The sequence below is a fragment of the Ruminococcus sp. 1001136sp1 genome (assembly GCF_039841815.1).
GTDB lineage: Bacteria > Bacillota > Clostridia > Lachnospirales > Lachnospiraceae > Blautia_A > Blautia_A faecis.
In genome coordinates, this window is record NZ_JBDPGY010000026.1 from 25,478 (window position 1) to 50,252 (window position 24,775).

General features: G+C 38.9%; 20 protein-coding genes and 2 pseudogenes. 18 read left to right on the forward strand and 4 right to left on the reverse strand.

Annotated elements, in window-relative coordinates:
• The 6 genes from ABHC48_RS17915 to ABHC48_RS17940 all read left to right on the forward strand — a co-directional run bounded on the left by ABHC48_RS17915 (position 1) and on the right by ABHC48_RS17940 (position 7,693).
• Positions 1-3,963, forward strand: a complete 3,963-nt coding sequence (locus tag ABHC48_RS17915; RefSeq protein ID WP_195700017.1) for a cadherin-like beta sandwich domain-containing protein — start codon at positions 1-3, stop codon at positions 3,961-3,963.
• A gap of 93 nt (positions 3,964-4,056) precedes the next feature.
• The gene (locus ABHC48_RS17920; RefSeq protein ID WP_187564942.1) at positions 4,057-4,800 is read left to right on the forward strand and encodes a sugar phosphate isomerase/epimerase family protein; all 744 of its coding nucleotides are present in this window, start codon (positions 4,057-4,059) and stop codon (positions 4,798-4,800) included.
• 360 nt (positions 4,801-5,160) lie between these two features.
• Entirely contained in the window at positions 5,161-5,622 is a 462-nt protein-coding gene (locus ABHC48_RS17925; RefSeq protein ID WP_195700016.1) for a hypothetical protein, read from the forward strand.
• A 24-nt stretch (positions 5,623-5,646) separates the two neighbouring features.
• On the forward strand, positions 5,647-5,931 hold the full coding sequence (locus tag ABHC48_RS17930; RefSeq protein WP_147422319.1) for a hypothetical protein: 285 nt from the start codon (positions 5,647-5,649) through the stop codon (positions 5,929-5,931).
• Positions 5,932-6,069: 138 nt separating this feature from the next.
• The gene (locus ABHC48_RS17935; RefSeq protein ID WP_118580693.1) at positions 6,070-6,633 is read left to right on the forward strand and encodes an RNA polymerase sigma factor; all 564 of its coding nucleotides are present in this window, start codon (positions 6,070-6,072) and stop codon (positions 6,631-6,633) included.
• Positions 6,623-7,693, forward strand: coding sequence for a DUF4179 domain-containing protein (locus tag ABHC48_RS17940; protein WP_195700015.1), 1,071 nt, complete (start codon positions 6,623-6,625; stop codon positions 7,691-7,693). The genes ABHC48_RS17935 and ABHC48_RS17940 overlap by 11 nt, the downstream gene beginning before the upstream one ends.
• 134 nt (positions 7,694-7,827) lie before the next feature.
• On the opposite strand, the gene ABHC48_RS17945 is transcribed toward ABHC48_RS17940, so the two are convergent.
• The 3 genes from ABHC48_RS17945 to mobC form a co-directional block, all read right to left on the reverse strand.
• Positions 7,828-9,036, reverse strand: coding sequence for an IS110 family transposase (locus ABHC48_RS17945; RefSeq protein WP_195700014.1), 1,209 nt, complete (start codon positions 9,034-9,036; stop codon positions 7,828-7,830).
• Between the two features lie 253 nt (positions 9,037-9,289).
• The gene (locus tag ABHC48_RS17950; RefSeq protein WP_330634160.1) at positions 9,290-9,454 is read right to left on the reverse strand and encodes a hypothetical protein; all 165 of its coding nucleotides are present in this window, start codon (positions 9,452-9,454) and stop codon (positions 9,290-9,292) included.
• Positions 9,426-9,863, reverse strand: coding sequence for a plasmid mobilization relaxosome protein MobC (gene mobC, locus ABHC48_RS17955; RefSeq protein ID WP_195589465.1), 438 nt, complete (start codon positions 9,861-9,863; stop codon positions 9,426-9,428). Before mobC ends, ABHC48_RS17950 begins: the two co-directional genes overlap by 29 nt.
• 421 nt (positions 9,864-10,284) lie before the next feature.
• Here mobC and ABHC48_RS17960 point away from each other — a divergent pair.
• From ABHC48_RS17960 to ABHC48_RS17970, 3 genes and pseudogenes are all read left to right on the forward strand, one after another.
• Positions 10,285-10,484, forward strand: a pseudogene (locus ABHC48_RS17960) (DUF5348 domain-containing protein).
• A gap of 306 nt (positions 10,485-10,790) precedes the next feature.
• A complete protein-coding gene (locus tag ABHC48_RS17965; RefSeq protein ID WP_195589462.1) occupies positions 10,791-12,962 on the forward strand; it encodes an extracellular solute-binding protein in 2,172 nt (723 codons plus the stop codon).
• An 84-nt stretch (positions 12,963-13,046) separates the two neighbouring features.
• Positions 13,047-13,277 (forward strand): annotated as a pseudogene (locus ABHC48_RS17970) (ISNCY family transposase); the annotation flags it as partial.
• A gap of 329 nt (positions 13,278-13,606) precedes the next feature.
• Here ABHC48_RS17970 and ABHC48_RS17975 read toward each other — a convergent pair.
• On the reverse strand, positions 13,607-14,515 hold the full coding sequence (locus ABHC48_RS17975; RefSeq protein WP_195589454.1) for an AraC family transcriptional regulator: 909 nt from the start codon (positions 14,513-14,515) through the stop codon (positions 13,607-13,609).
• A 172-nt stretch (positions 14,516-14,687) separates the two neighbouring features.
• On the opposite strand from ABHC48_RS17975, the gene ABHC48_RS17980 reads away from it, so the two are divergent.
• The 9 genes from ABHC48_RS17980 to ABHC48_RS18020 all read left to right on the forward strand — a co-directional run bounded on the left by ABHC48_RS17980 (position 14,688) and on the right by ABHC48_RS18020 (position 24,474).
• On the forward strand, positions 14,688-15,617 hold the full coding sequence (locus ABHC48_RS17980) for a sugar phosphate nucleotidyltransferase (RefSeq protein WP_195589452.1): 930 nt from the start codon (positions 14,688-14,690) through the stop codon (positions 15,615-15,617).
• Complete coding sequence (locus ABHC48_RS17985) at positions 15,618-16,718, forward strand: aminoglycoside phosphotransferase family protein (RefSeq protein ID WP_195589450.1); 1,101 nt, start codon at positions 15,618-15,620, stop codon at positions 16,716-16,718. It abuts the gene before it with no gap.
• Positions 16,719-16,776: 58 nt separating this feature from the next.
• Entirely contained in the window at positions 16,777-17,793 is a 1,017-nt protein-coding gene (gene galE, locus ABHC48_RS17990; RefSeq protein ID WP_195700013.1) for a UDP-glucose 4-epimerase GalE, read from the forward strand.
• Positions 17,794-18,292: 499 nt separating this feature from the next.
• Positions 18,293-19,321: an extracellular solute-binding protein gene (locus tag ABHC48_RS17995; RefSeq protein ID WP_195589448.1), complete on the forward strand. Its 1,029-nt coding sequence runs from the start codon at positions 18,293-18,295 to the stop codon at positions 19,319-19,321.
• A 35-nt stretch (positions 19,322-19,356) separates the two neighbouring features.
• Positions 19,357-20,361 carry an ABC transporter ATP-binding protein gene (locus ABHC48_RS18000; protein ID WP_195589447.1) on the forward strand — a complete coding sequence of 335 codons (1,005 nt, stop codon included), beginning with the start codon at positions 19,357-19,359 and terminating at the stop codon, positions 20,359-20,361.
• 14 nt (positions 20,362-20,375) lie between these two features.
• Positions 20,376-22,127 (forward strand): iron ABC transporter permease, encoded by a 1,752-nt coding sequence (locus ABHC48_RS18005; RefSeq protein ID WP_195589446.1) that lies wholly within the window; start codon positions 20,376-20,378, stop codon positions 22,125-22,127.
• Positions 22,124-22,948 carry a glycerophosphodiester phosphodiesterase family protein gene (locus ABHC48_RS18010; protein WP_226855062.1) on the forward strand — a complete coding sequence of 275 codons (825 nt, stop codon included), beginning with the start codon at positions 22,124-22,126 and terminating at the stop codon, positions 22,946-22,948. Before ABHC48_RS18005 ends, ABHC48_RS18010 begins: the two co-directional genes overlap by 4 nt.
• Positions 22,949-22,956: 8 nt before the next feature.
• Positions 22,957-23,664, forward strand: coding sequence for an MBL fold metallo-hydrolase (locus tag ABHC48_RS18015; protein ID WP_195589445.1), 708 nt, complete (start codon positions 22,957-22,959; stop codon positions 23,662-23,664).
• Between the two features lie 120 nt (positions 23,665-23,784).
• Positions 23,785-24,474: an MgtC/SapB family protein gene (locus ABHC48_RS18020; protein WP_195589444.1), complete on the forward strand. Its 690-nt coding sequence runs from the start codon at positions 23,785-23,787 to the stop codon at positions 24,472-24,474.
• Positions 24,475-24,775: the final 301 nt, after the last annotated feature.

Sequence of the window (24,775 nt, forward strand, 5' to 3'; positions counted from 1 at the left end):
ATGAAACCAACAATGAAAAAATGGCTGACCGGACTTTTGTCTGCGGCCCTGTTAGCTGGAAATCTTCCGGTGTATGCGTTAAACACCGCTTATGCCGCAGAAGAGGATGGATTTTTTACAGATGAGACGGATTCTTTTGAGGGTGGTTCCCAGGAATCCGAAGACACACAAAGTGAGGATTCTTTTGCAAGCGTTTCTGAATTTACCGGGTTTACCTCCGGGGAAGCAGAAGAAGATTTTTCAGGAGAAGAGGACTTTGAAGCCTCTGATTCCCAGGAGGGATTTGAAGGGGAGACAGATCCTATCATCATGCCAGAAACCGATGCGCAGGATGAGGGTGGCTACCTTCAGAACCTGACCTTATATACCAGCCAGAGCGGTGCTTCTACCGTAGGATTAAAGCGTATGTCTGATCTTGATGCAGAGTTTGGTGGTAAGGTTTATGTGGCAGAATATGGTTCCAACATGGATTCCGCATCCTTCTGGATCACAGCGGATCTGGCAGGGAATGCACCGGAGGGATCCGTCCTTCAGCTGGAAACCACGGGACTGGACGGAGAAAAACAGAATGCGGAAATGTCAAAAAGCGGATACACAGATGGTATCCGTTACAATATAGCTGCCTCCGTTTTTGCAGCCGGAGAAAATGGCTCCAAAAGAGCACTTTATACTATCACCGCAGGAACAGAAGGGGACAAGCAGGTTTACCAGATCCTGGTAGAACGCCGTCTTGACCTTTCCGATCTCAAGGCCTGCCTGCCGGATGACAAGGACCTGGCAAAAAATATCCTTCCGAAATTTGACACCACAGGAACTACAAGGGACTACGAGGCAACGGTAGTAGTTTCTACTGCTTCTTTACAGGTGGTTCCAAAAGCGTTTTCCGGCAACTGGTATCAGCTTGCCATTTCCAGTGAAAATGTAACCACAGGCGAAGTAAAAGAGGTTCCGTTTTCTTCTACAGATACGGCTGTGAGCGTTCCACTGGCAGACACCGGTGATACCAAAGTGACGCTCTCCATGTCAGAGGCAAACACCTATGCGGATCCTGCCCTGGCAGAGAAAACCTATACCTCCACAGGAACTTATACTATCCTGGTGCATAAAAGTACAAGCGACAAGGTAAGTTTTCAAATTACTCCGGAGGATGCGGTCATCAGCGTATATGACAAAGATGGGGAGCGCCTTACCCCTTCTGTAGATTCCCTGATGGTTTATGAAAACATTCTCCAGGGAGAAGCCTATACCTGGAATATTTCTAAATATGGCTATATTTCCCGGCAGGGCAGCTTTACCGGTGGCGAGGTTTCCGACATTAGTGCAGAACTGGTAAAACAGGATGCTACGCAGCCGGAGATCACGGACAATGACTGGATCAATTTTCGAAACAGTGAAACAAATAACGGCATTACCGGAAGCAGCACCCCAACCAGTGCGGATTCCACCCTGTTAAAATGGACCAAAAGGATCGGAGTGGGCTGGGAGGCAGCCATCACACCACCACTGATCCTGGGCGGAGCAGTTTATGTAGCGTCTGGACAGTTTATCTATAAGCTGGATAAAAACACAGGGGAAATCCTTCAGACCAGCGAACAGCTCTCTGGAAATATGCAGTATGCCATGATCCCCCTTACCTATGCAGAGGGAATGCTCTTTGCACAGATCGGCGGCGGTCAGATCCAGGCGGTCAGTGCTACTTCCTTAAAGTCCTTATGGATCAGTGAGTCCCTGGGAGGTCAGACACTTTCCCCGATCACTTACAAGGATGGTTATATCTATACCGGAACCTGGAATTCTGAGACTACAGCAGGCTCTTATTTCTGTCTGTCTGTTACAGACGAGGATCCATCCACAGGAACGGAGATTAAACACTGCACTTGGAAATACAACCATAAGGGCGGCTTTTACTGGGCTGGTTCTTATGCCTCATCCGATTACCTGATATTTGGTTCCGACGACGGTTCTTCAGAAGGAACAGATACCAACTCCGCCATCCTGTATTCCGTAAACACACATACCGGATTGCTCATGGATAAGATGACAAGCCATGGAGATATTCGTTCTACTATCGTTTATAATAATGGTTATGTATATTTCACCACCAAAGGCGGGTATCTGTACCGCGTGCAGATGAATGCAGACGGCACCTTTGGAACTGCCTGCAGCTATAACCTTGGCGGCATGGTAACTGCTTCCCCGGTTGTATATAAGGGGAGGATCTATGTAGGTGTCTGCGGAAATGGCGAACAGTTTAGTTCCGATGGCGGTCATCATTTTGCAGTCTTAACTGAAACCGCTTCCGGGATCTCTCTGGCATATAACGTATCCATCCCAGGCTATCCCCAGGCAGCGCCTCTTTTGTCTACGGCCTACGAAAACCAGGATTATAATGGGGATGGACAGGCAGATGGAAGAGTCTATCTGTACTTTACCTACAATGCAAAACCAGGCGGTATTTATATGCTGTCCGATGAACCGGGACAGACCTCCGGAACAGCCGTAGAGCTTTTCCGCCCGGCAAGTGACCAGCAGGAATACTGCATCAGTACCATCTGTGCAGACCGTGAGGGCACCCTTTATTACAAAAACGATTCCAACTATCTGATGGCTCTGGAAACAAATGGAGCCTATCTGGACAGCGTGACAGTCACAGCAGATACTGGAAAAGTGACCTGGCCTTCTGCTTTCCGAAAAGATACCTTAAAATATAATTTAACGGTAGCAGAGAATACCGGCAAAGTGACCTTTGATTTTAAAGCACCGGAAGGCTGCACCATAACTGTAAATGGACAGGCGTATGCAGGAAGTTTTGTAGCGGATGTAAGCGGCGGCTCCACAGATGTGAAGGTAACTGTAAGCGGTATGGGAAAGAGCAGGGAATATACTTTCCATATTTCCCAGGATATTTCCACTCCGGTTCTTGCGAACATGGCACTTAGCACCAGCAATACCTACTCCAATACGGCAAACCGGATTTCGCTGTCCCCGGAATTTAGCAGTGTAACAACCAGCTACCGGGCAATCTATAAAGAGAGCCGGGAATTTTTAAATATCTTTGCAGAACCGGCAGACAGCAGCGCATCGGTTACCGCTGTGGGAGTCCGTGGCACCAGCAAGGTAACGGTTCTTGGAAAAGTAACCGGAAGTGGTGCAGCACACAGAATTGCCATGTATTTTGATAAAACAAATCCAGAGGCAGAAGCAGAGGTAAAGGTTACCGTTACCACCAAATCCGGAAAGACAACCGACTATACCATTGTGGTACAGCGTACCGATACCCCATCCCCGACACCGACTGTAACTCCGGTTCCGGCTACCCCGACACCCGTTCCGCCGACTCCGACACCGACGGAAGTCCCGGAGGTATTTGGCCCCTGGACAACCGTATCGGGGGCAACCGTATTTGCCCCGGAAACCCAGAAGCGCACCAGCAACAAGGGAAAAACGGAAACCCGTACAGTGGGAAGTAAACTTACCCCCACCATCAAGGTAACGGCCTCTAGCATTAAGCTGAAGGTAAAACAGTCTACCACAAAAGTGAAGGTAACCGGTCTGGCAAATGGGGATTCCATCAAGAGCTGGACTACCAGCAATAAAAAGATCGTAACAGTGACCAGAAAAGGTACCATAAAAGGCTTAAAGGCTGGAAAAGCAAAAGTCACCATCACCCTGGCGAGCGGTAAAAAACAGGTGATTAATGTGACTGTTCAAAAGACGGCGGTGAAGACAACCAAGATCACAGGCATTGCGTCTAAGGCAACCTTGAAAAAAGGCAAGAAGCTGACCTTAAAGCCAGTCATCAGCCCGATCACCTCCCTGCAGAAGGTAACCTATACCACTTCCAATAAGAAGGTGGCAACCGTTACGAAAAAGGGTGTGATAAAAGCCAAGAAAAAAGGAACTGCCACCATTACGGTAAAATCAGGTTCCAAATCGAAAAAAATTAAGATCACAGTAAAATAAAAAGTGGAACAGGCAGCAAGGCCTTGCGGGGCTTCTGCCTGTTCTGCCATTTAAAAGAGGCAGGAGTAGCTTCGTAAAAAAGTGAGGAAAAAAATGATATATATTAGCCATTTAGTTTTAGATGTTGACATGAAAGCATTGGTAAAAGAGTACGGAACCGGGATCGAAAGCATTGATTTTTCCATTTCGGATAACCTGGATCAGCTTTCGAATTCAATCAAAACGTACTGGGAGAAGATGAAAGAGATAGGGACCAGGGATCTGATTCTTCATGGCCCATTTCTGGATGTGAACCCCTGTGCATACGACAGCCTGGTGCGGGAAGCCACCATGACAAGATTCAACCAGTGCTATGAGGCGGGGCTTCAACTTGGAGCTAAGAAGATTGTCTTTCACTCTGGCATGAACCCGTATGTTTATTACAAAGAATACTGGGCGGAGCATGTCGCCAAATTCTGGCAGGAATTTATGAAGAACAAAACAGAAATAGAAATTGTTTTAGAAAATGTATTTGATGATGACTGGAGGCTCCTTTTGGATGTTTATGAGAGGGTGAACCAGCCGAACTTTAAGCTGTGCCTGGACATCGGGCACGCACACTGTTATTCTTCCCTGGATGTCAGGGAGTGGGCGAAAAATCTGGCTCCCTATGTAAGCCATGTCCATATCCACGACAACTGCGGAGACCGGGATTCCCACATCGGACTTGGAAGCGGAAACCTTCCCTGGCAGGAAGTGCTTGGCTATCTGCCAGAAACAAAAGAACGCACCTGGACCATTGAGTGCATGCAAAAAGAAGATATAAAAAGATGCCTTGACAGCCTGGCTGAAAAATAAGTTGTGGAACAGCACTATTGATAAATTGCTTTATATCGTCAGGAGAATATGGAAATTATGATGAGATGAGGGATAAGCCCCCGATAGTATGGATCTTTGGAACTATGCTGCCGGGGGGCTTTTGATTTACGGCTACTTATAAAACGCCAAGACACAGATTATAAACGGATCCTGTTTGTGTGCCAAATTAGGGCTGGAGGTTTTGAGAATAAAATAAATTATTTTTAGCAAGGATGCAACGGATACCGAAATTTTACGTGATATATAGTGAAAAAGGAATAACGAAACTTTGAAGGGAGGGCTCTAAAAATTTTTATTTACAACTTATAGGGAAAAATTTAAGAAAACGAGGTAAAAAGGATGAGTGGATTAAAAAAGTGGATGGCAATTATTATGACAAGTGTTACAATTATGGGAAATATGGCAGGGCAGGGTATCTCTGTAATGGGTGCGGAAAATGAAGCGCAGGAAGTAATTTCCAGTGGAAACATTTATGTAACAGAAACTGGTGCTAAGGAAAGAATTGTCAGAGTAAATGAAGATGGATCTTTTGTAACAGAACCAATTGAAGCGATTTCTTCCTATGCGACAAATGCGCCATGTGAACATCCGGCGAGATATTTAGAAGCTGTTGGTAAAAAGACAGATTTTCGAACAGTTGGAACAGCTGGAATCTGTTACAAAGAACGGCTGATTATCTCAAACAAATGTAATAAATGCCATCGTAGGGGGATAAAAACTTACACTCCATGGACATATTGCAGTAAACATAGTTATCCGTTTTTGAAGAAGACCTGTAGTATTTGTGGATATAAAAAATAATCACGGTTAAGAGAAAGGAGCAGCATGATGAAACGAAAAAAGTTTTGGATTGGAGCGGCAGCGTGTATGCTGATTGGAACAGCTTCAGTGGCTGCCAGTTCTGGAGTTGAATTACATGAATTTTTCAATGCAAATGGAGAGAGGGTAATGTACCCGCTGGCCACATTTGACGAAGATCCGGATTTAAGCACCAGCGGACCACAGGATCAGGTATCAGTGGGGCAGATTATTGAAACAGAAGACGGAAAAGAAATAGTTACTGCGGTAGATGGTCAGGGAGCTTATATGACAGAAGTAATTGACCAGTAAATGGAAATGCAGAAAAGGAATTAGGAACGAAATATATTTCATTTCCTTTTCTGCAAAAAAAATAAAAAAATTACATTTTTCATGCGACCAATTAAAATAAAATACGTGATATAAGGTGAAAAAGGAGGATAGCTTAGGATGGATGATGCACAGATCATTAATTTGTATTTTGCCAGAGATGAAAATGCAATTGTAGAGACCAAAAATAAATATCAAAATATGTGTTATATAGTTGCACACAATATTTTATACAGCAGGGAGGATTCTGAAGAGTGTGTAAATGATACATGGCTTTTTACCTGGAACAGCATTCCTCCAAGAAGACCATCTATTTTGTCTTCCTTTGTTTCAAAAATAACAAGAAATACAGCAATCGACCGTTATCGGAAAAGAAATGCGCAGAAACGGGTGGATTCACATATGGAAGATATTGCTGGGGAAGTGGAAAAAATTGGAAGTGCAATTTCTTCTGATATTGAAATTTATTTAAAAAAGAAAGAACTTGTAAAATTATTTGACCACTTTTTATCAACGCTTTCGGAACGTGACCGGGATATTTTTATTAGACGCTACTGGTATATGGATCCTGTAAAAGCGATAGCAGACCGACATGCCTGTGGGGAAAGTAAGATCAAGTCAGTTTTGGCTCGTAGCAGGAAAAAACTTTATGGTTTATTAAAGGAGGCTGGCTATGAGGGATAATAAAGGATGGGATTTTTTAACGGCATTTGAGGATATAGATGAGAAATACATTTATCAGGCGGCGAAACCGTGGAAAGAAAATAAAATCGTAAGAGTCAAGCGCTACATACGGGTTGCAGCAGCCTGTATCATATTAGTGGCTGCTATTGGTGGTGGACTTACACATCAGAATGAGGTAAAAGCAGCCTGGTATAAAATGACTTCTCTTATTGGCCGGATTTTGGGAATTGAGAAGGAAACAGATGAATATGTGAAAACAATTCAAAAGACAATCGAAAAAAATGGGATTGCGGTTTCGTTAGAGGAAGTCGCTGCGGATGCAAAAAGCCTTTGGATTGCATATTCCCTGACGGATGAAAAAGGCGAAAATGATATTTCCATGAGCAGCATTCAGGTCGCAGTTGATGGCGAGTCATTAGCGTTAGAAAATCAATATTCGCTTGATAACAGTAGCGGATCAGAAAAAGTGACTTCCAAATACTTTGCAGCGAAATTTAATCGAAGTAGAGCTGATCATTTCCAGAAGTTTGAAATTCAAATAGGAACTTTCCAAAATCAAAATGAGCAGGTTGAGGAAAGGGATGTATATAGTTTTTCATTTACAGCAGATCCAGAAGCACTGCAGGCAGACACAAAAGAAATTGACATTCAAGTGTCTATCCCAATTGAGAAGGATCAGACGTTTTTGATTTCAGAAATGAAATATAATATTTTCGGGTGTACCATTTCTGGATCATATTCCGATATGACAAATGAAGATGAATTCTGGCTTCGCGGGAAGGACGATTTAGGAAATGAATATGTTTTTAGTCTCACTTCCTATGATAAACCGAATCTAATTTTTGAATTACAAGATTGGAGAATTTTGGATCATGCAAAACAGTTAACGCTGCAGCTCTATCACTATTCAGGAACTACAGGAAAAATGGTTTCCTATGAGCAGAAAGAATCAGAAGAGGCTTACATAGAAGAAATAGGAACGGTATATGATGAAGACCAGGCACCGGAAGACCTAGCGGTTTCAGTTGGAGATGGTATTACCGTTGATTTACAAAATTAAATCGGAAATGTAGTAGCCTGCAAATAAAAAGTCAAGGCTAAATTGAAGAACATTGAAAATTTTATACAGGTTGAAAATTAGGTATCAAAATAAGACCACCACACCAGTGCTGGCCTGAAAATATTAGTGGATAATTAAGATTCTGGAAGAGATGAAAGATATTCTTTCACTCGTCCGTAGTAGATTCTTAGAAACTTGTTGGCACCTGCAGTCATATAGACATAGTAAGGCTTGCCTTGAGCACGTTTCTTATCTAAGAACTGATAAACAGGATCATCTTGCGGATGCGTTTTAATCAGGACATCCATTACCTGAAATAAAGTCTTTCTAAGATCAGAGGAGCCTCGTTTGGAAGTTGGAACACTTTTTTGTTCATAACTTCCCGATTCATTAACACCGGGATCTACACCGGCAAATGCAGTAATAGCACTTTTGTGAGTGAAACGGGAAACATCTCCGATCTCAGCTATCAACTGAGGACCAAGTGAAGTTCCAACCCCTTTCATAGCCATAACGACAGGATATTCCGGGAGTTTGGATGCAGTTTCATTCATGAGAGTGCGTAGTGACTCAACAGTTGTAGAGGCACTATTAAGCTGGTCTACAGACTGCTTAATAATAAGCTTTGTAATGGCATCCTTTGAAAGTACAGGAACAAGTTCCTTTGCTTTTCCATAGATTTCCTCAGCTTTGGATTGGCTGAAGTTGTACTTCTTACGTTTGCACCAGTTTTGATAATGGTCGATAAAGGAATTCAGGGACATTTTACGGACACAGTCTACATGCCAGTATGTAGATGCAAAATCAACCCATTTCTGGCTGCCGTCACTGCGTGCAGGACTGTCAAAGTAAGTATTGACACCAGGATAGGTTTGGTCAAGGATGCCGATAAGATTATTTTTCATAGCCGTCTTGTGTTTTATGTAAAAGCCGAACTGACGGTTCATGGTTTTGAGCTGATTGCGTAATTCATCCATAACATTATACTGTTTAAGATTTTGCCATTTGTCAAGAGCATATCGGGCAATCTTAACAGCATCTGCTTTATCAGATTTCACTTTACGAAGAGAATCATTATCAAAGTCTTTGATAAGTTTTGGGTTAATGGCACTGACGAAAATATTTGCCTCTGAAAGCTGATGAGCGAGGACTTCATAATAACGCCCTGTGTGCTCCATCACGATTCGGGACTCACCTTCAACAGAGTTGATGAGTTCTACAAGTGAATTGATACCACTGGCTGTGTGTTTGATTTCGAAAGGTGCGGAAACAATTTCACCGAAAGGTCGCATGATAGCAACCATACTCTTACCTTTTGAAACATCGATACCTACTGCGTTCATAAATTGTCACTCCTTAAGATTATTGCAATGGATAAGTACCAGTTTTACTCATTGCCTATTCAATCTACTGTGGTGTGACGCGAATGCACCTATGGCGATTCAACCTGCATAAAACGAACGCTGCGAATGAGGAGCTGGTTATCAGTCTTAATTACGGACGCGGAGTCCAAGAAAGTATTCGATATACCGATTGCTCCATCATTATACAGCTTAAGCAACAAGATGGATAATTCCTTACTGGCTGTAAGGGATATTAACCATAAATATATTGTAGTAGAAAGTATTCACTGCGTGGAATCAGCTCCTCGTTTTCATCGAGGATCGGCTTCCCTGTATATTCATCATGCTGAAACAGGAGATATTTTTGTGCTTCACCGTAATCTGCGTTTTTACTTGCTATGTGTTTCAGGATTGCCATGGAGATCTCCTTCATTCTTAACTTTAGGCTGGCCGGAGATAGAAGTAAAATCACCTGCCATTTTTAACACTTCATATTTCATTTCGTAGATTCTTGCGATACTCTGATTTATCGCTTTTCTCATTTCCTGAGAATGGATACCGCCGCTGTTGAAGTGCCGGGCAATCTGGTTCAGATTACTGCCAATCTTTCCAAACTCAGCAATCAGTTTTTTCAATTCTGGTATATCTGCCACAATCTCATATTTAACAGTGACTTTTTTATTCATTATCTGGTTCCGTGCATATTCTGCCAGTGTAAGATTTGCACTTTTGGCATTTTCTGCTACGATTTCGTATTCTGTGTCTGTGAGACGGAGCATAATCTGGTGTGTATGACGGAGCTGTCCGTCCTTCTTTGGCCTTGCCATGTGTTTCTCCTTTCCCGTGACGGCAGAGCCATCACGTTGCGACTATTTTATAGGAGCCAGATTGCACATTTAAAAAATGTGCAGCAACCGAGGGTATGGGGAAGCAGAATCCCCATCAAGATTGCCAGGTAAGCAAAACCACGAAAGTGAGTTTTGAGTTACTCTGGCGAATCTTGCTTTAAAAGAGAGAATAATTACCTTTCAAATAAAAGCCAATTAATTTATCTTAAGGGAAAGTCTGAGTTACTAATTTTTGAATATGAAATGATTTAAGATTTATGAGATGGCAATTTACAATAAATGAAATAAATTGTTTAAAAAAGCATATTGTTGTATTTTAGATTATTTTTAGAAGTAAAAAAATATAGCGAGCATGAAGGAGAAATGTAAAAACATGACAGAGGGAAGATAGGTATATAATATTGAAAGTGGCAGATATGGATTTTGGGTATCAGATTTATGGTGGCATAATGGATTTCATTGCGGTGAATGCTTGGAGGTATGCTTGATGGAGAATGGACAACTACTCGGATGGAAATAAATATCAATCAAGTGTGGTGTTTTGTTGGTACACCATATAGGGTAAGTAATTTGGAATGTGTTAGAGCAAGGATAAAATAAACGCCACCTTACAACTTTTTGAATAAAAAAATATCGTACAGGGATTTTCTGATGTTAATGACATTGCCGTGAACAGTATCAGCTAGTGCAAATATAATATGATTTAGACGTCAAAAGGGTAATTTGCTAACCGGAATTATTATATTTAGTATATTTACTTCGTGTAATGTTGTAGAAGAATCCGGTCAAAAGGACTTTTGACAATCTAATTATAGTATAATTTATATAAAAAAAAGAATGCAAAAATTCGGGAAATATTGTATAATTATTAAAACGTTATAAAATATGGAGAAATAAGGTGGAAATATGGCAACCATTCTTGATGTTGCAAGATTAGCAGGAGTATCGCAGGGAACAGTATCTAATGTGCTGAATGGTAAAGGCAATGTAAGCAGTGAAAAAATTCGTGTTGTTGAAGAAGCTGCTCAGCAGTTAGGATATACAATTAATGAAAGAGCAAGGATATTACGTAAAGGAACGGGAAAAGTTGTAGGAGTTATTCTTCCTACAGTTGAATCACGGCAGTATCGTGAATTCTATTATAGTTTAAAATACTATGTAGAAAGCAATGGCTATTCAACAGAATTATTCTTGACAAATAATAGTCCTCAGGTTGAACTTGAGATGATTCAAAAAGCGAAATCTGTTATGGTATGTGGCATGATTGTTATTACATGCCTATATCGAAAGGAGAATGTTTACAAGCAAGCTGGATTTGCAAAGGTTTGTTTTGTTGAAAGACATCCTGGTTTCGAAGCCGATTATTTTGGATTTGATTATAAACTTGCTGGTATCCAGATGGCAAAAAAAATATTGAATAATGGATATAAAAATGTATTAGTTGTTACGGAATCTGAGAAATATACTAATGAAGCTGAGTATTTAAAAGGTTTTTGTTCCGAAATTGATGAAAGTTCTTATTGCAATGTTAAAAAAATTACAACTGACTTAGGAAGAGTATCCCATAGCATTTTAAATTTATTTGCTTCAAATGAAGAGATGGATGTCATTGTGACAACAAATATGGGATTTGCTGAAAAAATAAGACAGATAATTAATTCTTTTTTTTCCGAAAAAAAAATAGATATTCATACGCTGTCTCCTGTAGTATATCTTCCAGAAAAAGACTTTAAAAAATATGAGTTAAATTATAGTTTACTTGGACGAGAAGTTGCAGCCAGAATTATTCAGAACAAGGGAAATTTGATACCAGAAACTCACATTTTTGAAAATGATGGTGAGAGAAATTGGAAAAACATTCAAGTTAGTCACGAAACAGCAGAATGTCTGAATATATTAGCGTTAGATAGTCCAGAATCTATTATTATGCAAGGGCTGGCACAATTTTATACAGAAAAAACAGGTACAAAAGTAAAAATAGCTGTTTTTGCATATGATGAAATTTATGATCAGTTTGTCAATTCAGAAACATCAGATTTATATGATGTATTCAGGATTGATGTTACATGGCTTTCGTGGTTTGCGGAAAGATTACTGCTTCCATTGGATAAGATTGAACCTGATATAAGTAAGGTGTTTTCTGAATATTTGCCTTCTCTGGAAGATAAGTATTGCTATGTAAGGAATAAAATATACGCGCTTCCAGTATCTCCAAGTTCGCAGCTTTTGTTTTATAGAAAAGATCTTTTTGAGAATGTTGCGATTAGGAGAATGTATCGTGAAAAGTATAAACAGGAATTAAAAATACCGGAAACGTTTGAAGAATATAATAGGATTGCGGCTTTTTTTACTGAAGGAAATGGGTTTGGTACAGATGTTCGGTATGGAGCTAACTTAACATTAGGGAATACAGGTGTTGCATCTACAGAATTTTTAACACGTTTTTTTAGTCATAAAGATAATCTATATAGTGATGAAGGTAAAATAATTATCAATAATGATGTTGGAAGAAAAGCACTTGAAGAGTTGGTAGAAGCTCAAAAATATGCACCAGGAAAAACTGCTCGTTGGTGGACTACAGCTGCAAAAGAATTTGCAAATGGAAATGTTGCAATGATGATTAATTTTAGTAATTACGCATCAGAAATTCTTGGATATAATTCTAAGATCGTAGGAAATGTAGGATTTGGAATGGTACCAGGAGGAAACCCAATTTATGGAGGAGGCTCTCTTGCTGTTTCTAAAAATAGTAAACATCCTGAAGATGCGCTGGCGTTCATTAAATGGATTACTATGGAACCAGTTGCATCGGCGATGGCAGCACTTGGCAGTGTTTCTCCGTGCATCAAAACATATAATAAGTATGATATAATAAATACATTTCCATGGTTGGAATTTTCAAAAAAATGTTTTTCATTATCTCGAACAAAGAGATTACCAGATACAGACTATAGACCTTTTGATGAAAAAAAGTTTTTGAATATAGTTGGTTCTGCTGTAAAAAATGTAATGTCAGGGTTGCTTAGTGTAGAAGAGGCGTTGGAAAGAGCACAGAGTATGATAGATTCTGAATTCTGATGCTATATTGAGAAAAAGGAGGGGGAGTGGTTTATAATCCAGTCCACTCCTTCTTTTTTTGTATGTATTATACTTTAGGTGTTTACCGAACCAATCTGCCAATAGCTTGGTCTTGCGCTTGGTTCCATGACTATCTTTGATACATCGGGCATCGAAGCATGGGTTACCGAAAATAATCCCAAGTATGTAAACCGCATTATTAAATACTCGAAGGCTTTTGCTAAAGCAAATAATCTTGATGAGAATTATAATTCTTATAAAGTAGCCTATGTTTCCGTGCATATCTATGTTGTTGCCAATCCGGTTATCCAGCAAATCAAAGATAGCTTTTGCATTGCCCATCGTAAAACTTAAAACGAAAAGACTCTTCGCGCAGACTTATCGTTTGCAGGCATTACATAACTTGTTACAGTGATGGTTGCTGATAAAATTCATCAGTATCAATACATCCGAAGTCTTACGCCTTTAATTGTCTGACATTTACTTTTCATAACATCTTTTTCTTAGTGGCTAGTCCGATAAGTCTTTTTGTTATGCCTGAATTTAAAATCATACACTTTCCATCCTAAGAATCCTGTATTACAGGATTCTATCCTTGTTTTCAATCAGGATTGCGAACTTGTTTTGCAATAACCAAATTCTTATTATATATCGGTTTCATTTCTTCGTTCCGAGAGCGCTTTAATGGAACTGGAATATTCCGAGGGAGTCATGCCCGTAATTTTTTTAAATTGCCGGGAAAAATAGTGGATGGACGAATAGCCTAGGAAATCAGAAATCTGGGTAAAATTCATCTGGTCCTCCCTGATAAGTTGTTTTGCAAATTCGATTTTCATCTGCAGAAAAAGCTCAATCACACCACATTGATGCTGCTCCCTGAAAAGTTTTTGCAGCTGTGAGCGGCTGATCAGATTATCGTGGCAGATTTCTTTGACAGAGACAAATTCCCGAATGTGTTCCTCCAGATAAAAAATGATTTTGTTGTATTGGGCAGAATCTCCTTTTATGTGGAAAAGCTTTGTTTCAGGAACTGATAACTGTGGGATGGTATGGCGGCGGAACATCGAGATGAGCAACTGTTCCAGATAGAGAACCAGCAATTGCTGAGAGCCAAAAAGACAGTCCGGACGCATGTTCATTTTCTGCAGGTACGGGTCATCCAAAGGGGAGGCAATACAGCGCCTTGCTTCTGCAATCAGCATGCCAAGAAGACTGCGTTCCCATTCGGAAATGGTGAGGATGCGATTTTTGAAAAATTTCATACAGGGAGAATCACATGCAAAAGAGACAACCACAATATTGGGCGGAGTTTTTCCTTCGGCCTCCATGGTGTGAAATTCATTGGGCTTATGGAAGATGACCTGACCACGGCTTAAATGGTAGATAGCTTCGTCTGTACATACTTTGGCAGAGCCCTTATCTATACATTGGAATTCCCAGAAATCATGAACTTCGCCGGGAAAATGGAAATCACTGCGATATTCAAAGTAATGAACAGTATAAACAGCGGAAATATGCAGTTCCTGATTCAACTGCAAAGCTTCATATGCCACTTTTCTGTCCTCCTATCTACTAAAGATTTTTGTTGATGTATAGTATAATGCATATGAGAAAAAAAAGCCAGATGGTTGAACGCATTATGTAAAAGAAAGAAGCAATAATGTAAATACTATTGTTTCGGACATGTTAAAATGAGGCTGATAGAACAGAAAGGAAGGGTGTTTTATGAAGAAACCAGTTTTAGTAGTTATGGCAGCAGGTATGGGAAGCCGTTACGGCGGTCTCAAACAGATTGACCCGGTGGATAAGGAAGGTCATATTATTATGGATTTTTCAATTCATGATGCAGTAAGAGCCGGATTCAAAAAAGTGGTTTTCATTATCAAGAAAGAAAATGAAGCAGATTTTAAATCTGCCATTGGAGACCGTTTGAGTAAAATACTGGAGGTTGCTTATATTTTTCAGGATCTTCATAATATTCCGGAAGGTTATGCTGTGCCGGAAGGCAGGGTGAAACCATGGGGAACCGGGCATGCCATCTTAAGTTGTTTTGATGAAATTGGCGGACCTTTTGCGGTGATCAATGCGGATGATTATTACGGAGCGCATGCGTTTAAAATGGCGTATGATTTCCTTTCCAAAGGGGAGGAGGACAACGGTGTTTATCAGTATATGATGGTTGGGTATAAGTTGGAAAACACACTGACAGACAACGGTCATGTGGCGCGAGGCGTCTGTGTGACAGATGAGGAAGGACATTTGATCACGATTAATGAGCGCACCCATATCGAAAAGAGAGAGGGCGGAGCTGCTTATACGGAAGATGACGGCTCTACCTGGGTAGAAATTCCAGAGGGTAGTACCGTATCTATGAATATGTGGGGATTTTCCGCAAGTATTCTTCAGGAATTAAAAGACCGTTTCCCGAAATTCCTGGATGAGAATCTGGAGAAAAATCCGCTGAAATGTGAATATTTCCTTCCTTTTGTGGTAGATGAGCTTTTGGGCGAGAAAAAAGCAACGGTAAAGGTTTTGAAATCCATGGACAAATGGTATGGGGTAACTTACAAAGAGGATAAGCCCGTTGTAGTAGCAGCTATTCAGAAGTTAAAAGATGAAGGTCTTTATCCGCAGAAATTATGGGAGGAAGAATAATTGGAAACGAAAAAAATTGAGGAAGTAATCGAAGAATTTGATTTTGCTGGCGAACTGACAGAGTGTATTCCTTATGGAAACGGACATATCAATGATACCTATCGCCTTACTTTTCGGGTAGGGGAAAAGGTAAATCGTTATATTTTGCAAAGAATGAACAAAAGCATTTTTACTGATCCTGTAGGACTGATGGAAAATATCAGTGGCGTGACTTCTTGGCTGAAGAAAAAAATCCTGGAAAATGGCGGGGATGTGAAGCGTGAGACGTTAAACCTTGTAAACGATAAGGAGGGCAGTTCTTACTATGTGGATAAGGAAGGAGAATACTGGAGAGTTTATCTTTTTATTGAGGGAGCCACCTGCTATGATCAGGTGAAAAATGAAGATGATTTTTATCAAAGTGCAGTTGCTTTTGGAAATTTCCAGCGCCTTTTGGCGGATTATCCGGCGGAAACTCTTCATGAGACCATCATGAATTTCCACAACACGGTAGATCGTTTTCAAAAATTCCAAAAAGCTCTTTCACAAGATGTGTGCGGCCGTGCAAAGAGTGTGCAGGAAGAGATTCGCTTTGCTATGGATCGTGAGGAACTTTGCCATACTCTTGTGGATATGCAGGAAGATGGACAGCTTCCTCTTCGTGTTACCCACAATGACACGAAGTTGAATAACATTATGATTGATGACAAAACTGGAAAAGGCATTTGTGTCATTGATCTGGATACAGTGATGCCGGGTCTTTCTGTGAATGATTTTGGGGATTCCATCCGTTTTGGGGCAACGACAGCTGCAGAGGATGAGAGAAATCTGGATAAGGTTTCTTTTGACCTTCATCTTTATGAAACATATGTAAAAGGATTTATCGAAGGCTGTGGCAAAGCTCTGACGGATATGGAGTTAGAGATGCTTCCTATGGGAGCTGTTCTGATGACTTTTGAATGCGGTGTTCGTTTTCTGACGGATTATCTGGAAGGTGACCATTATTTTAAGGTTCATAGAGAAGGTCATAATTTGGATAGATGTCGGACACAGTTTAAACTGGTGAAGGAAATGGAAGAAAAACTTTCCGAAATGAAAGCCATTGTGCAAAAATATAAATAGCAAATATAAAAGAAGTTAATGACTGAAAACAACAGCATGATATGAGGAGGAAATAGTTATGTCAATTTTAGTGACAGGTGGCGCAGGATACATTGGAAGTCATACAGTTGTAGAACTGCAGAACGCAGGTTATGATGTAGTGGTAGCGGATAATTTGTGCAACTCCAGTGAAAAATCTCTGGAAAGAGTAGAAAAGATCACAGGAAAACCGGTGAAATTCTATAAGGCAGATATCCTTGATCGTGATGCTTTGAATGAAGTTTTTGATAAAGAAGAAATCGATTCCTGCATACATTTTGCCGGATTAAAAGCCGTTGGCGAATCTGTTACAAAACCATGGGAATATTATGAAAATAATATTGCTGGTACTTTGACTTTGGTGGATGTGATGAGAAAGCATAATATAAAGAACATTATTTTCTCTTCTTCTGCAACGATTTATGGTGATCCTGCAGAGATTCCGATTACAGAAAACTGTCCGAAGGGACAGTGCACCAATCCGTACGGTTGGACCAAGTCCATGTTGGAGCAGATTCTCTCCGACATTCAGAAAGCAGATCCGCAGTGGAATGTAGTGCTTCTTCGCTACTTTAACCCAATCGGAGCACATAAGAGCGGAACTATCGGCGAGAATCCAAACGGCATTCCAAATAATCTGATGCCATATATTACACAGGTGGCTGTAGGCAAGCTGAAAGAACTGGGTGTATTCGGTGATGACTATGATACTTTGGACGGAACTGGTGTGAGAGACTATATTCATGTGGTTGACCTTGCAAAAGGTCATGTGAAGGCTCTGAAGAAGATTGAAGACAACTCCGGCTTAAGCATTTACAATCTGGGAACCGGAAAAGGCTACAGTGTCCTGGATATTGTGAAAAACTTTGAAGCAGCGACCGGTGTGAAGATTCCGTATGTAATCAAACCGCGCCGTCCAGGTGATATAGCTACCTGCTATTCTGATGCAACCAAGGCAAAAGAAGAGCTTGGCTGGGTAGCAGAAAATGATATTCGTGAGATGTGTGCAGACTCTTGGAACTGGCAGTCCCATAATCCAAATGGATATGAAGATTGATACAAACTAAGAAGTAGAACCCCAATATAAGAAAAATAAAAAGCACCTGACAGTGATGAAGATGAAAGCTGTCAGGTGCTTTTGCTTTTCTCTTTGTCAAATTTTTGCTCGCGGGTAAGTTCAAAGACAAATTTGTGGAAGGAAGGGATATTTGGAGTTTTACCATAAACTTTGAGGAGATATTTTATTTTGGCAACAAAAATTTCCGTGTTTATGCGGCTTTTGACGTTTCGCAAACGCCTATATATTATACTGTTTATTTTAGGCTTTGATATAAAGAAAGTTAGAATTCAATTTTAATTATTGAATTTTGTGAAAAATATAACGTTATAATAAATAAAAAAGGAAAATGAAGTTAAAATATACTAAAAAAACATGTTAATTCATTGTAAAATATGCAAAAATGACTATTTTAGATATTGACACGTTATAATAAAAGTGGTATTATTTGTATGCAGCAAAAAAACGTGAAACGTTATAAAATTAGGAGGAAAATCTTATGAAAAAAATGTTAGCTACATTATTAACAGGAGCAATGATTGTTTCAGCAGGTTCTGTCATGGTACAGGCAGAAGAGGTAGACAAGAGTCAGTCAATTGTTATTTACACCAACAACGGCTCTGAAGGTCGTGATGAATGGTTAATTAACAGAGCGGCAGAAGAAGGCTTCAATGTGCAAGTTGTAAGTCTGGGGGCATCTGCAGTGACAGAGCGTATGATTGCTGAAAAAAATAATCCATTGTGTGACGTCGTTTTTGGTTTGAATAACATTGAATATGAAAAACTGAAAGCAAATGATCTTCTGGAAACATGGAAACCTGATTGGACAGATGGAGTAGATGAAAGTTTGATTGATTCGGATGGATATTATTATCCTGTAACAACAACACCTCTTTTACTGATTGGAAATGTTGATTATGAGGATATGCCATCCGATTGGACAGATCTTACTGATGAAAAATATTCTGGTTTGTATCAGCTTCATGGTTTAAACGGTGGTACTGGAAAAACTGTGTATGCAAGTATTATTAGTCGTTATCAGGATCCAGAAGGTGAACTTGGTATATCTGATGAAGGTTGGGAAATTGCAGCATCATTTTTAGGAAACGCTCATAATATCGCTGAAGGTGAAGATTCTATTGGAGAAGTTATTGATGGTACATACCCGATGGATGAACACTGGGCATCAGGTGTATTAACAGAACAGAAAGAACGTGATTATAAATTCCAGGTTATGACCCCTGAAGTTGGAGAACCATATGTAGTTGAATCTGTAGCAATTGCAAAAGGCACTAAAAACTATGATCTTTGCGTGGAATTTCTTAATTGGCTTGGAAGTTCTGATATACAGCTTGAGTGGTCAAATAATTTTGGTACAATCCCATGTCAGAAAGATGCACTTGCAAATGTATCCGATGATCTGGCAGAATTGATGGAAATGCTTACTCCGCAGGATCTTGACTGGGGATTCATAGCAGAAAATATTGATGCATGGGTAGAAAAAGCGGAACTGGAATTTATTCAGTAATTGTAACTTTTTATAAGTTCAGATAGGAGCATACCATGGTAAAGTTTGAGAATGTTGAAATTAGATATGGTGACTTTGTAGCAATTAATGATCTGAATCTGGAAATCAAGGAAGGTGAATTTTTCACCTTCCTTGGTCCAAGTGGATGTGGAAAAACCACTTCATTAAGAGCACTTGTAGGATTCATTACTCCTTCTAAAGGAAAGGTTATTGTTGCTGGAAAGGATGTAACTAATCTGCCGGTAGAAAACAGAAATATCGGTATGGTATTTCAGAGTTATGCGCTGTTTCCGACAATGACAGTTTATGAAAATATTGCATTTGGTATGAAAGTGAAGAAACTGCCAAAAGCTGAGATTGACAGGAAAATCCGAGAAGTTGCTAAAAAAATTAAAATTACGGATGAACAATTACAGAAAAATGTTTCCGAGTTATCAGGTGGGCAGCAGCAAAGGGTAGCTTTGGCCAGGGCTATTGTACTGGAACCTAAAATATTATGTTTAGATGAGCCGCTCTCAAATCTTGATGCCAAGCTTAGAATTGATATGAGATTGGAATTAAAACGTCTCCAAAAAGAACTGGGAATCACAACATTGTATGTCACACATGATCAGGAAGAAGCGCTGACACTTTCTGATAGAATTGCTGTTTTTAATAACGGTTATATTGAACAGGTGGGAACACCATATGAGATTTATAATTCTTCAAAAAGTGAATTTGTTTGTGATTTCATAGGTGATATTAATCGGTTTGGAACGAAAATATTGACTTCAATTAATGAACAGCTTGGAACAAAATTAGATGTTCAAAAGACTGGTTTTATCAGGATCGAGAAATGTGTGAATAATTATATGCCTAATCATGCAAAAATCACGGGAACTGTTACTGAACTAGAGTTTAATGGGATATTGACAAAATATACTCTTTCTTGCATGGGTGAGACCATTAAGTATCTTGAGAAAAATGATGGATATAAATACTATAAAGAAGGCGACGAAGTAGATTTATATATTGACTATCAGGATATCATGCAATTTTAAAGGGGGAAAGCTCTATGGGAAAATTAAAATCGAAATTGCAGGATGGAACAATTAATATCCCTGGGCTGATTTTGAAGCTCTTTTTAATATGGTTTATTTTTTCTTTCCTGGTGTTTCCTAATGTTAATTTGCTTTTAAAAGTCTTTATTAAGGACGGGCATTTTTCATTGGATGCTATCCATAAAATTATGAAATCAACAAGAGCGATTAACAGTTTGAAAAACAGTTTTTTGCTGGCTGTTGCATCCGTTGTTACTGTGAATGTTTCAGGAATATTGATTGTTTTATTCACAGAATATTTCGATATAAAAGGTTCTAAAATTTTAAGCCTGGGATTCATGACAACTTTAATTTATGGAGGCGTTGTTCTTGTTACCGGGTATAAATTTGTATATGGGGAAACTGGTATTGTTACAAAAGTTTTAATGCAGTTCTTTCCGAATATGGATCCGCAATGGTTTGTGGGGTTTGGAGCCGTATTGTTCATTATAACGTTTTCCGGAACATCGAATCATATGATGTTTCTTACAAATGCAGTACGAAATTTGGATTACCACACAATTGAAGCTGCAAAAAATATGGGAGCTTCACAGGGAACAATTCTTTTTAAAATTGTTCTTCCTACAATGAAACCTACAATTTTTGCAATTACTATTCTTACGTTTATTGCTGCTTTGAGTACGATGTCTGGGCCGTTGATTGTCGGTGGACCTGATTTCCAGACCATTAATCCGATGATAAAGACATTTGCAAATATGACTGGTTCTCGTGATATTGCAGCATTGTTGGCAATCATATTAGGAATTGCTACTTCAATTCTTCTGTTTATTATGCAGAAAATAGAAAAAAAGGGAAATTATATTTCTATTTCTAAGACTAAAGCTAAAATGACAAAACAGAAAATTGAAAATCCAGTTTTAAATGTGATTGCACATATTGTAGCATATGTTATGTTTGTAATTTATATGCTTCCTATTATCAACGTTTTGGTGTTTTCATTTACAGATGGAATGACCATAAAAACAGGTCAAATCAGAAAGGATTCATTTACCCTGGAGAACTATGCAAAATTGTTCCGTTCCTCAACAGCATATAAGCCATATCTGGTTAGTATTTTATATTCCTTTGTGGCAGCGCTTACTGTTGCGGTTATATGTATAGCTGTTGCAAGAATTGTTACGAAACTGAAGCATAAATGGGATAAACTTTATGAGCCGTTGATTCTTATTCCTTGGTTGTTGCCTTCCACAATGATTGCGCTGGGTCTTATGATGACATATGACGAAGCACGTTGGAATCTTGCTAATAAAGTTCTTGTAGCTACCCCTGTGATTATGTTGATAGCGTACATGATTATTAAACTTCCATTTTCATACCGTATGATTCGTGCTGCATTTATCGGGCTTGATGGAAATATGGAAGAGGCTGCGCAGGTTATGGGAGCAAAGCCATTCTATACAATGCGAAAAGTAATACTTCCTATTATCATGCCTGTTGTTCTTTCTGTTGTTGTGTTGAATTTTAATGGTTTGTTATCAGAATATGATTTATCTGTTTTCTTGTATCATCCTCTGTTCCAGCCATTAGGTATTGTAATTAAGCTTGCGACAGATGAAACTGCTACTACGGACGCCCAGGCAATGGCATTTGTTTATACAGTAATTCTTATGATTATTTCGACAATTGCTCTTTGGTTGGGAAGATATGATGGAATTGCTACAATCAAAGGAATTTTTTCGAGAAAGAAAAAGGAAAATAAGGCATGATGAAATCAACTTTAGAATTAAGAAAAGAAAAAGGTATCTTAGTTGCGGCTCATAGAGGAACCTCGGGAGGAAACATTCCTCCAAATACAATTGCTTCCTTCGATATCGCATTAAAGGAAGGGGCTGACATCCTTGAGATGGACTTGTTTAAGAGCATAGATGGAGAGATATTTGTATTTCATACGGGGATGGAACCGGCTCAATTGGATCGACATATAAAAGTTGAATCAATGACATCTGAAGAAATAAGAAGACTTAGATTGTGCAATGTTGATTTGACAGAAACCTTTTTGCCTTTAAATACTTTTGAAGAGGTATTGGAACACTTAAAAAATAAATGTATTTTGAATCTTGATAGAAGTATTAAAATACTGGATGATGTCATGAAAATTGTAAATAAACATAATATGGCAGATCAAGTTCTTCTAAAAAGTGATCCTTCGGATGCATCTTTGAAAATGGTAGAGACTTTTGCTCCAAAAGTGGATTATATGCCAATTTTTATGGAGGAAGATGTTGCTTCAGAAAAGATAGAGAATATGAACATCAATTATATTGGTGCAGAACTTGTTTTTAAAAGTGAATCATCTTCTATTGCACAGGATTCTTATATTGACATGATGCATAAAAAAGGAAGAATTTTATGGGGGAATTCAATTGTGTATTCAAGTCGTGTGCCATTAGCAGCAGGACATAACGATGACATATCTCTTACTGGTGACCCGGAAGATGGATGGGGATGGTTGGCTAAAAAGGGATTTGATATTATTCAAACGGACTGGACACATCATTGTGTAAATTATTTACGTAATCGTTATTAGAAAAGGCGGTGGTAAAAATTATTACATTTTTAGGTTCTGGATCTGCGTTTAATCCTCTTTTAGGGAATACGAGTGCTTATTTTGTGAGAAATAATAAATTTTTTCTTATTGATGCAGGAGAAACTGTTTTTACAAAATTGTATGAAATGAAATTGTTAGAACAATATAATGATATTTATATCATTATAACACATACCCATGCTGACCATGTGGGAAGTCTTTCTTCTATCATTTCATATAGTTATTTTGTGTTGGGGAAGAAGGTTAAAATTATTCATCCTGAGAAATCATTGATAAAATTATTAGAAATGATGGGAATTACATCGGATGCATATGAAATGCTAACAGATGAAATTAATCTTATAGGGGATGTAAGAATAGAAGCGGTTTCGGTAAAACATGCTGATGATATAAGATGCTATGGTTATGTATTGGACTTTTCTGATGAAAGAATCTATTACAGTGGAGATTCTTATGAAATTCCAAGTATGATTGTGAAAGATTTTTTTGCAGGAAAAATTCAGACAATATATCAGGATACGACAGAATTTTCTTCTGATCATTTGTCACATTGTCCATTAAGCACATTGGAGAATGTATTTCCTATCGAGAAGAGAAAAGATATTTACTGTATGCATTTTTCAAATGATTTTTTGAAAAAAATCGAGGAAAAAGGATTTAAGTATGTTCAAGTAAAAAATATTTCTGCTAATTAGGAAACTCAAAAGAATTTCGGGGCCGCCGTACTAAAGAGATTTAGTACGGGCAGCCCTTTTTAATTTTGTGACTTATGAATGGATAGAAACAGATAATTAATTGGATGGAGAGGTGTTGAAATGAGCGTAGAATTATTAGGTAAGTCTTTAAGCGATTTAAGTATTGTTACAATGATTTTCCGCATTATATTATCCATGGCTTGTGGAGGCGTTATTGGTCTCGAAAGAGGAAAGGCGAATCAACCTGCAGGTATGAGAACATATATGTTGGTAAGTCTGGGATCATGTGTTGTTATGATTACTGGGGAATTTTTATTTTATAAATATGGTGCAGGGGATCCGGCTAGATTAGGTGCACAAGTTGTCAGCGGAATTGGTTTTTTAGGTGCAGGAAGTATTGTAATATCTGGAAAATCAAAAATAAAAGGCTTGACTACTGCGGCAGGACTGTGGGCATCAGCTTGTATAGGACTTGTAATAGGAATCGGTTTTTTTGAATGTGGTATAGTTGCCACTCTTGCAGTTTATGTTATTATTAGAAATTTTAAAAAATTGGAAGACAGAATTACGTTTAACGATGGTTGGTTTAGCGTTTATGTTCGTCTTGAAGATGTTTCTAATCTTTCAGATTTTTATACTGGTATAAAAGATATGGGAATGAAAGTTGGAGAGGTTCAGGTTTATGATAAAAAACACGAATTTAAGGGAGCCATAGTTTCTATTCAGAATTGTGCTCATAGAGATAGAGAGGATGTGTTATCTCTTCTGAATTCGTTACGAGGAGTGATAGATGTCAAATATATTTCTTGACGGTATATAGATATACAAAATGAGGAAAATATAATGACAAGAATATATATGTTTCCTCATTCCTGTTTTTGATATTTTCAGAGCTCTCTTGTAAGTAAAATAGATAGACAAGCGCTAATACTTGTGCAGGAGGGGCACGAATTGCTATGTAGAATTTTAAAAAGACTATACACTCATAATCGTAGGTTGAAAGTATGTTCTGCTAAACAAGGTACTCATTCGGGCAATGTCATTAAGTTATCATAGGCAAGCTGATTTGGCTTTTGCCCGGAAACAGGTTGAGGAGTTCTCTTCAGCCTGT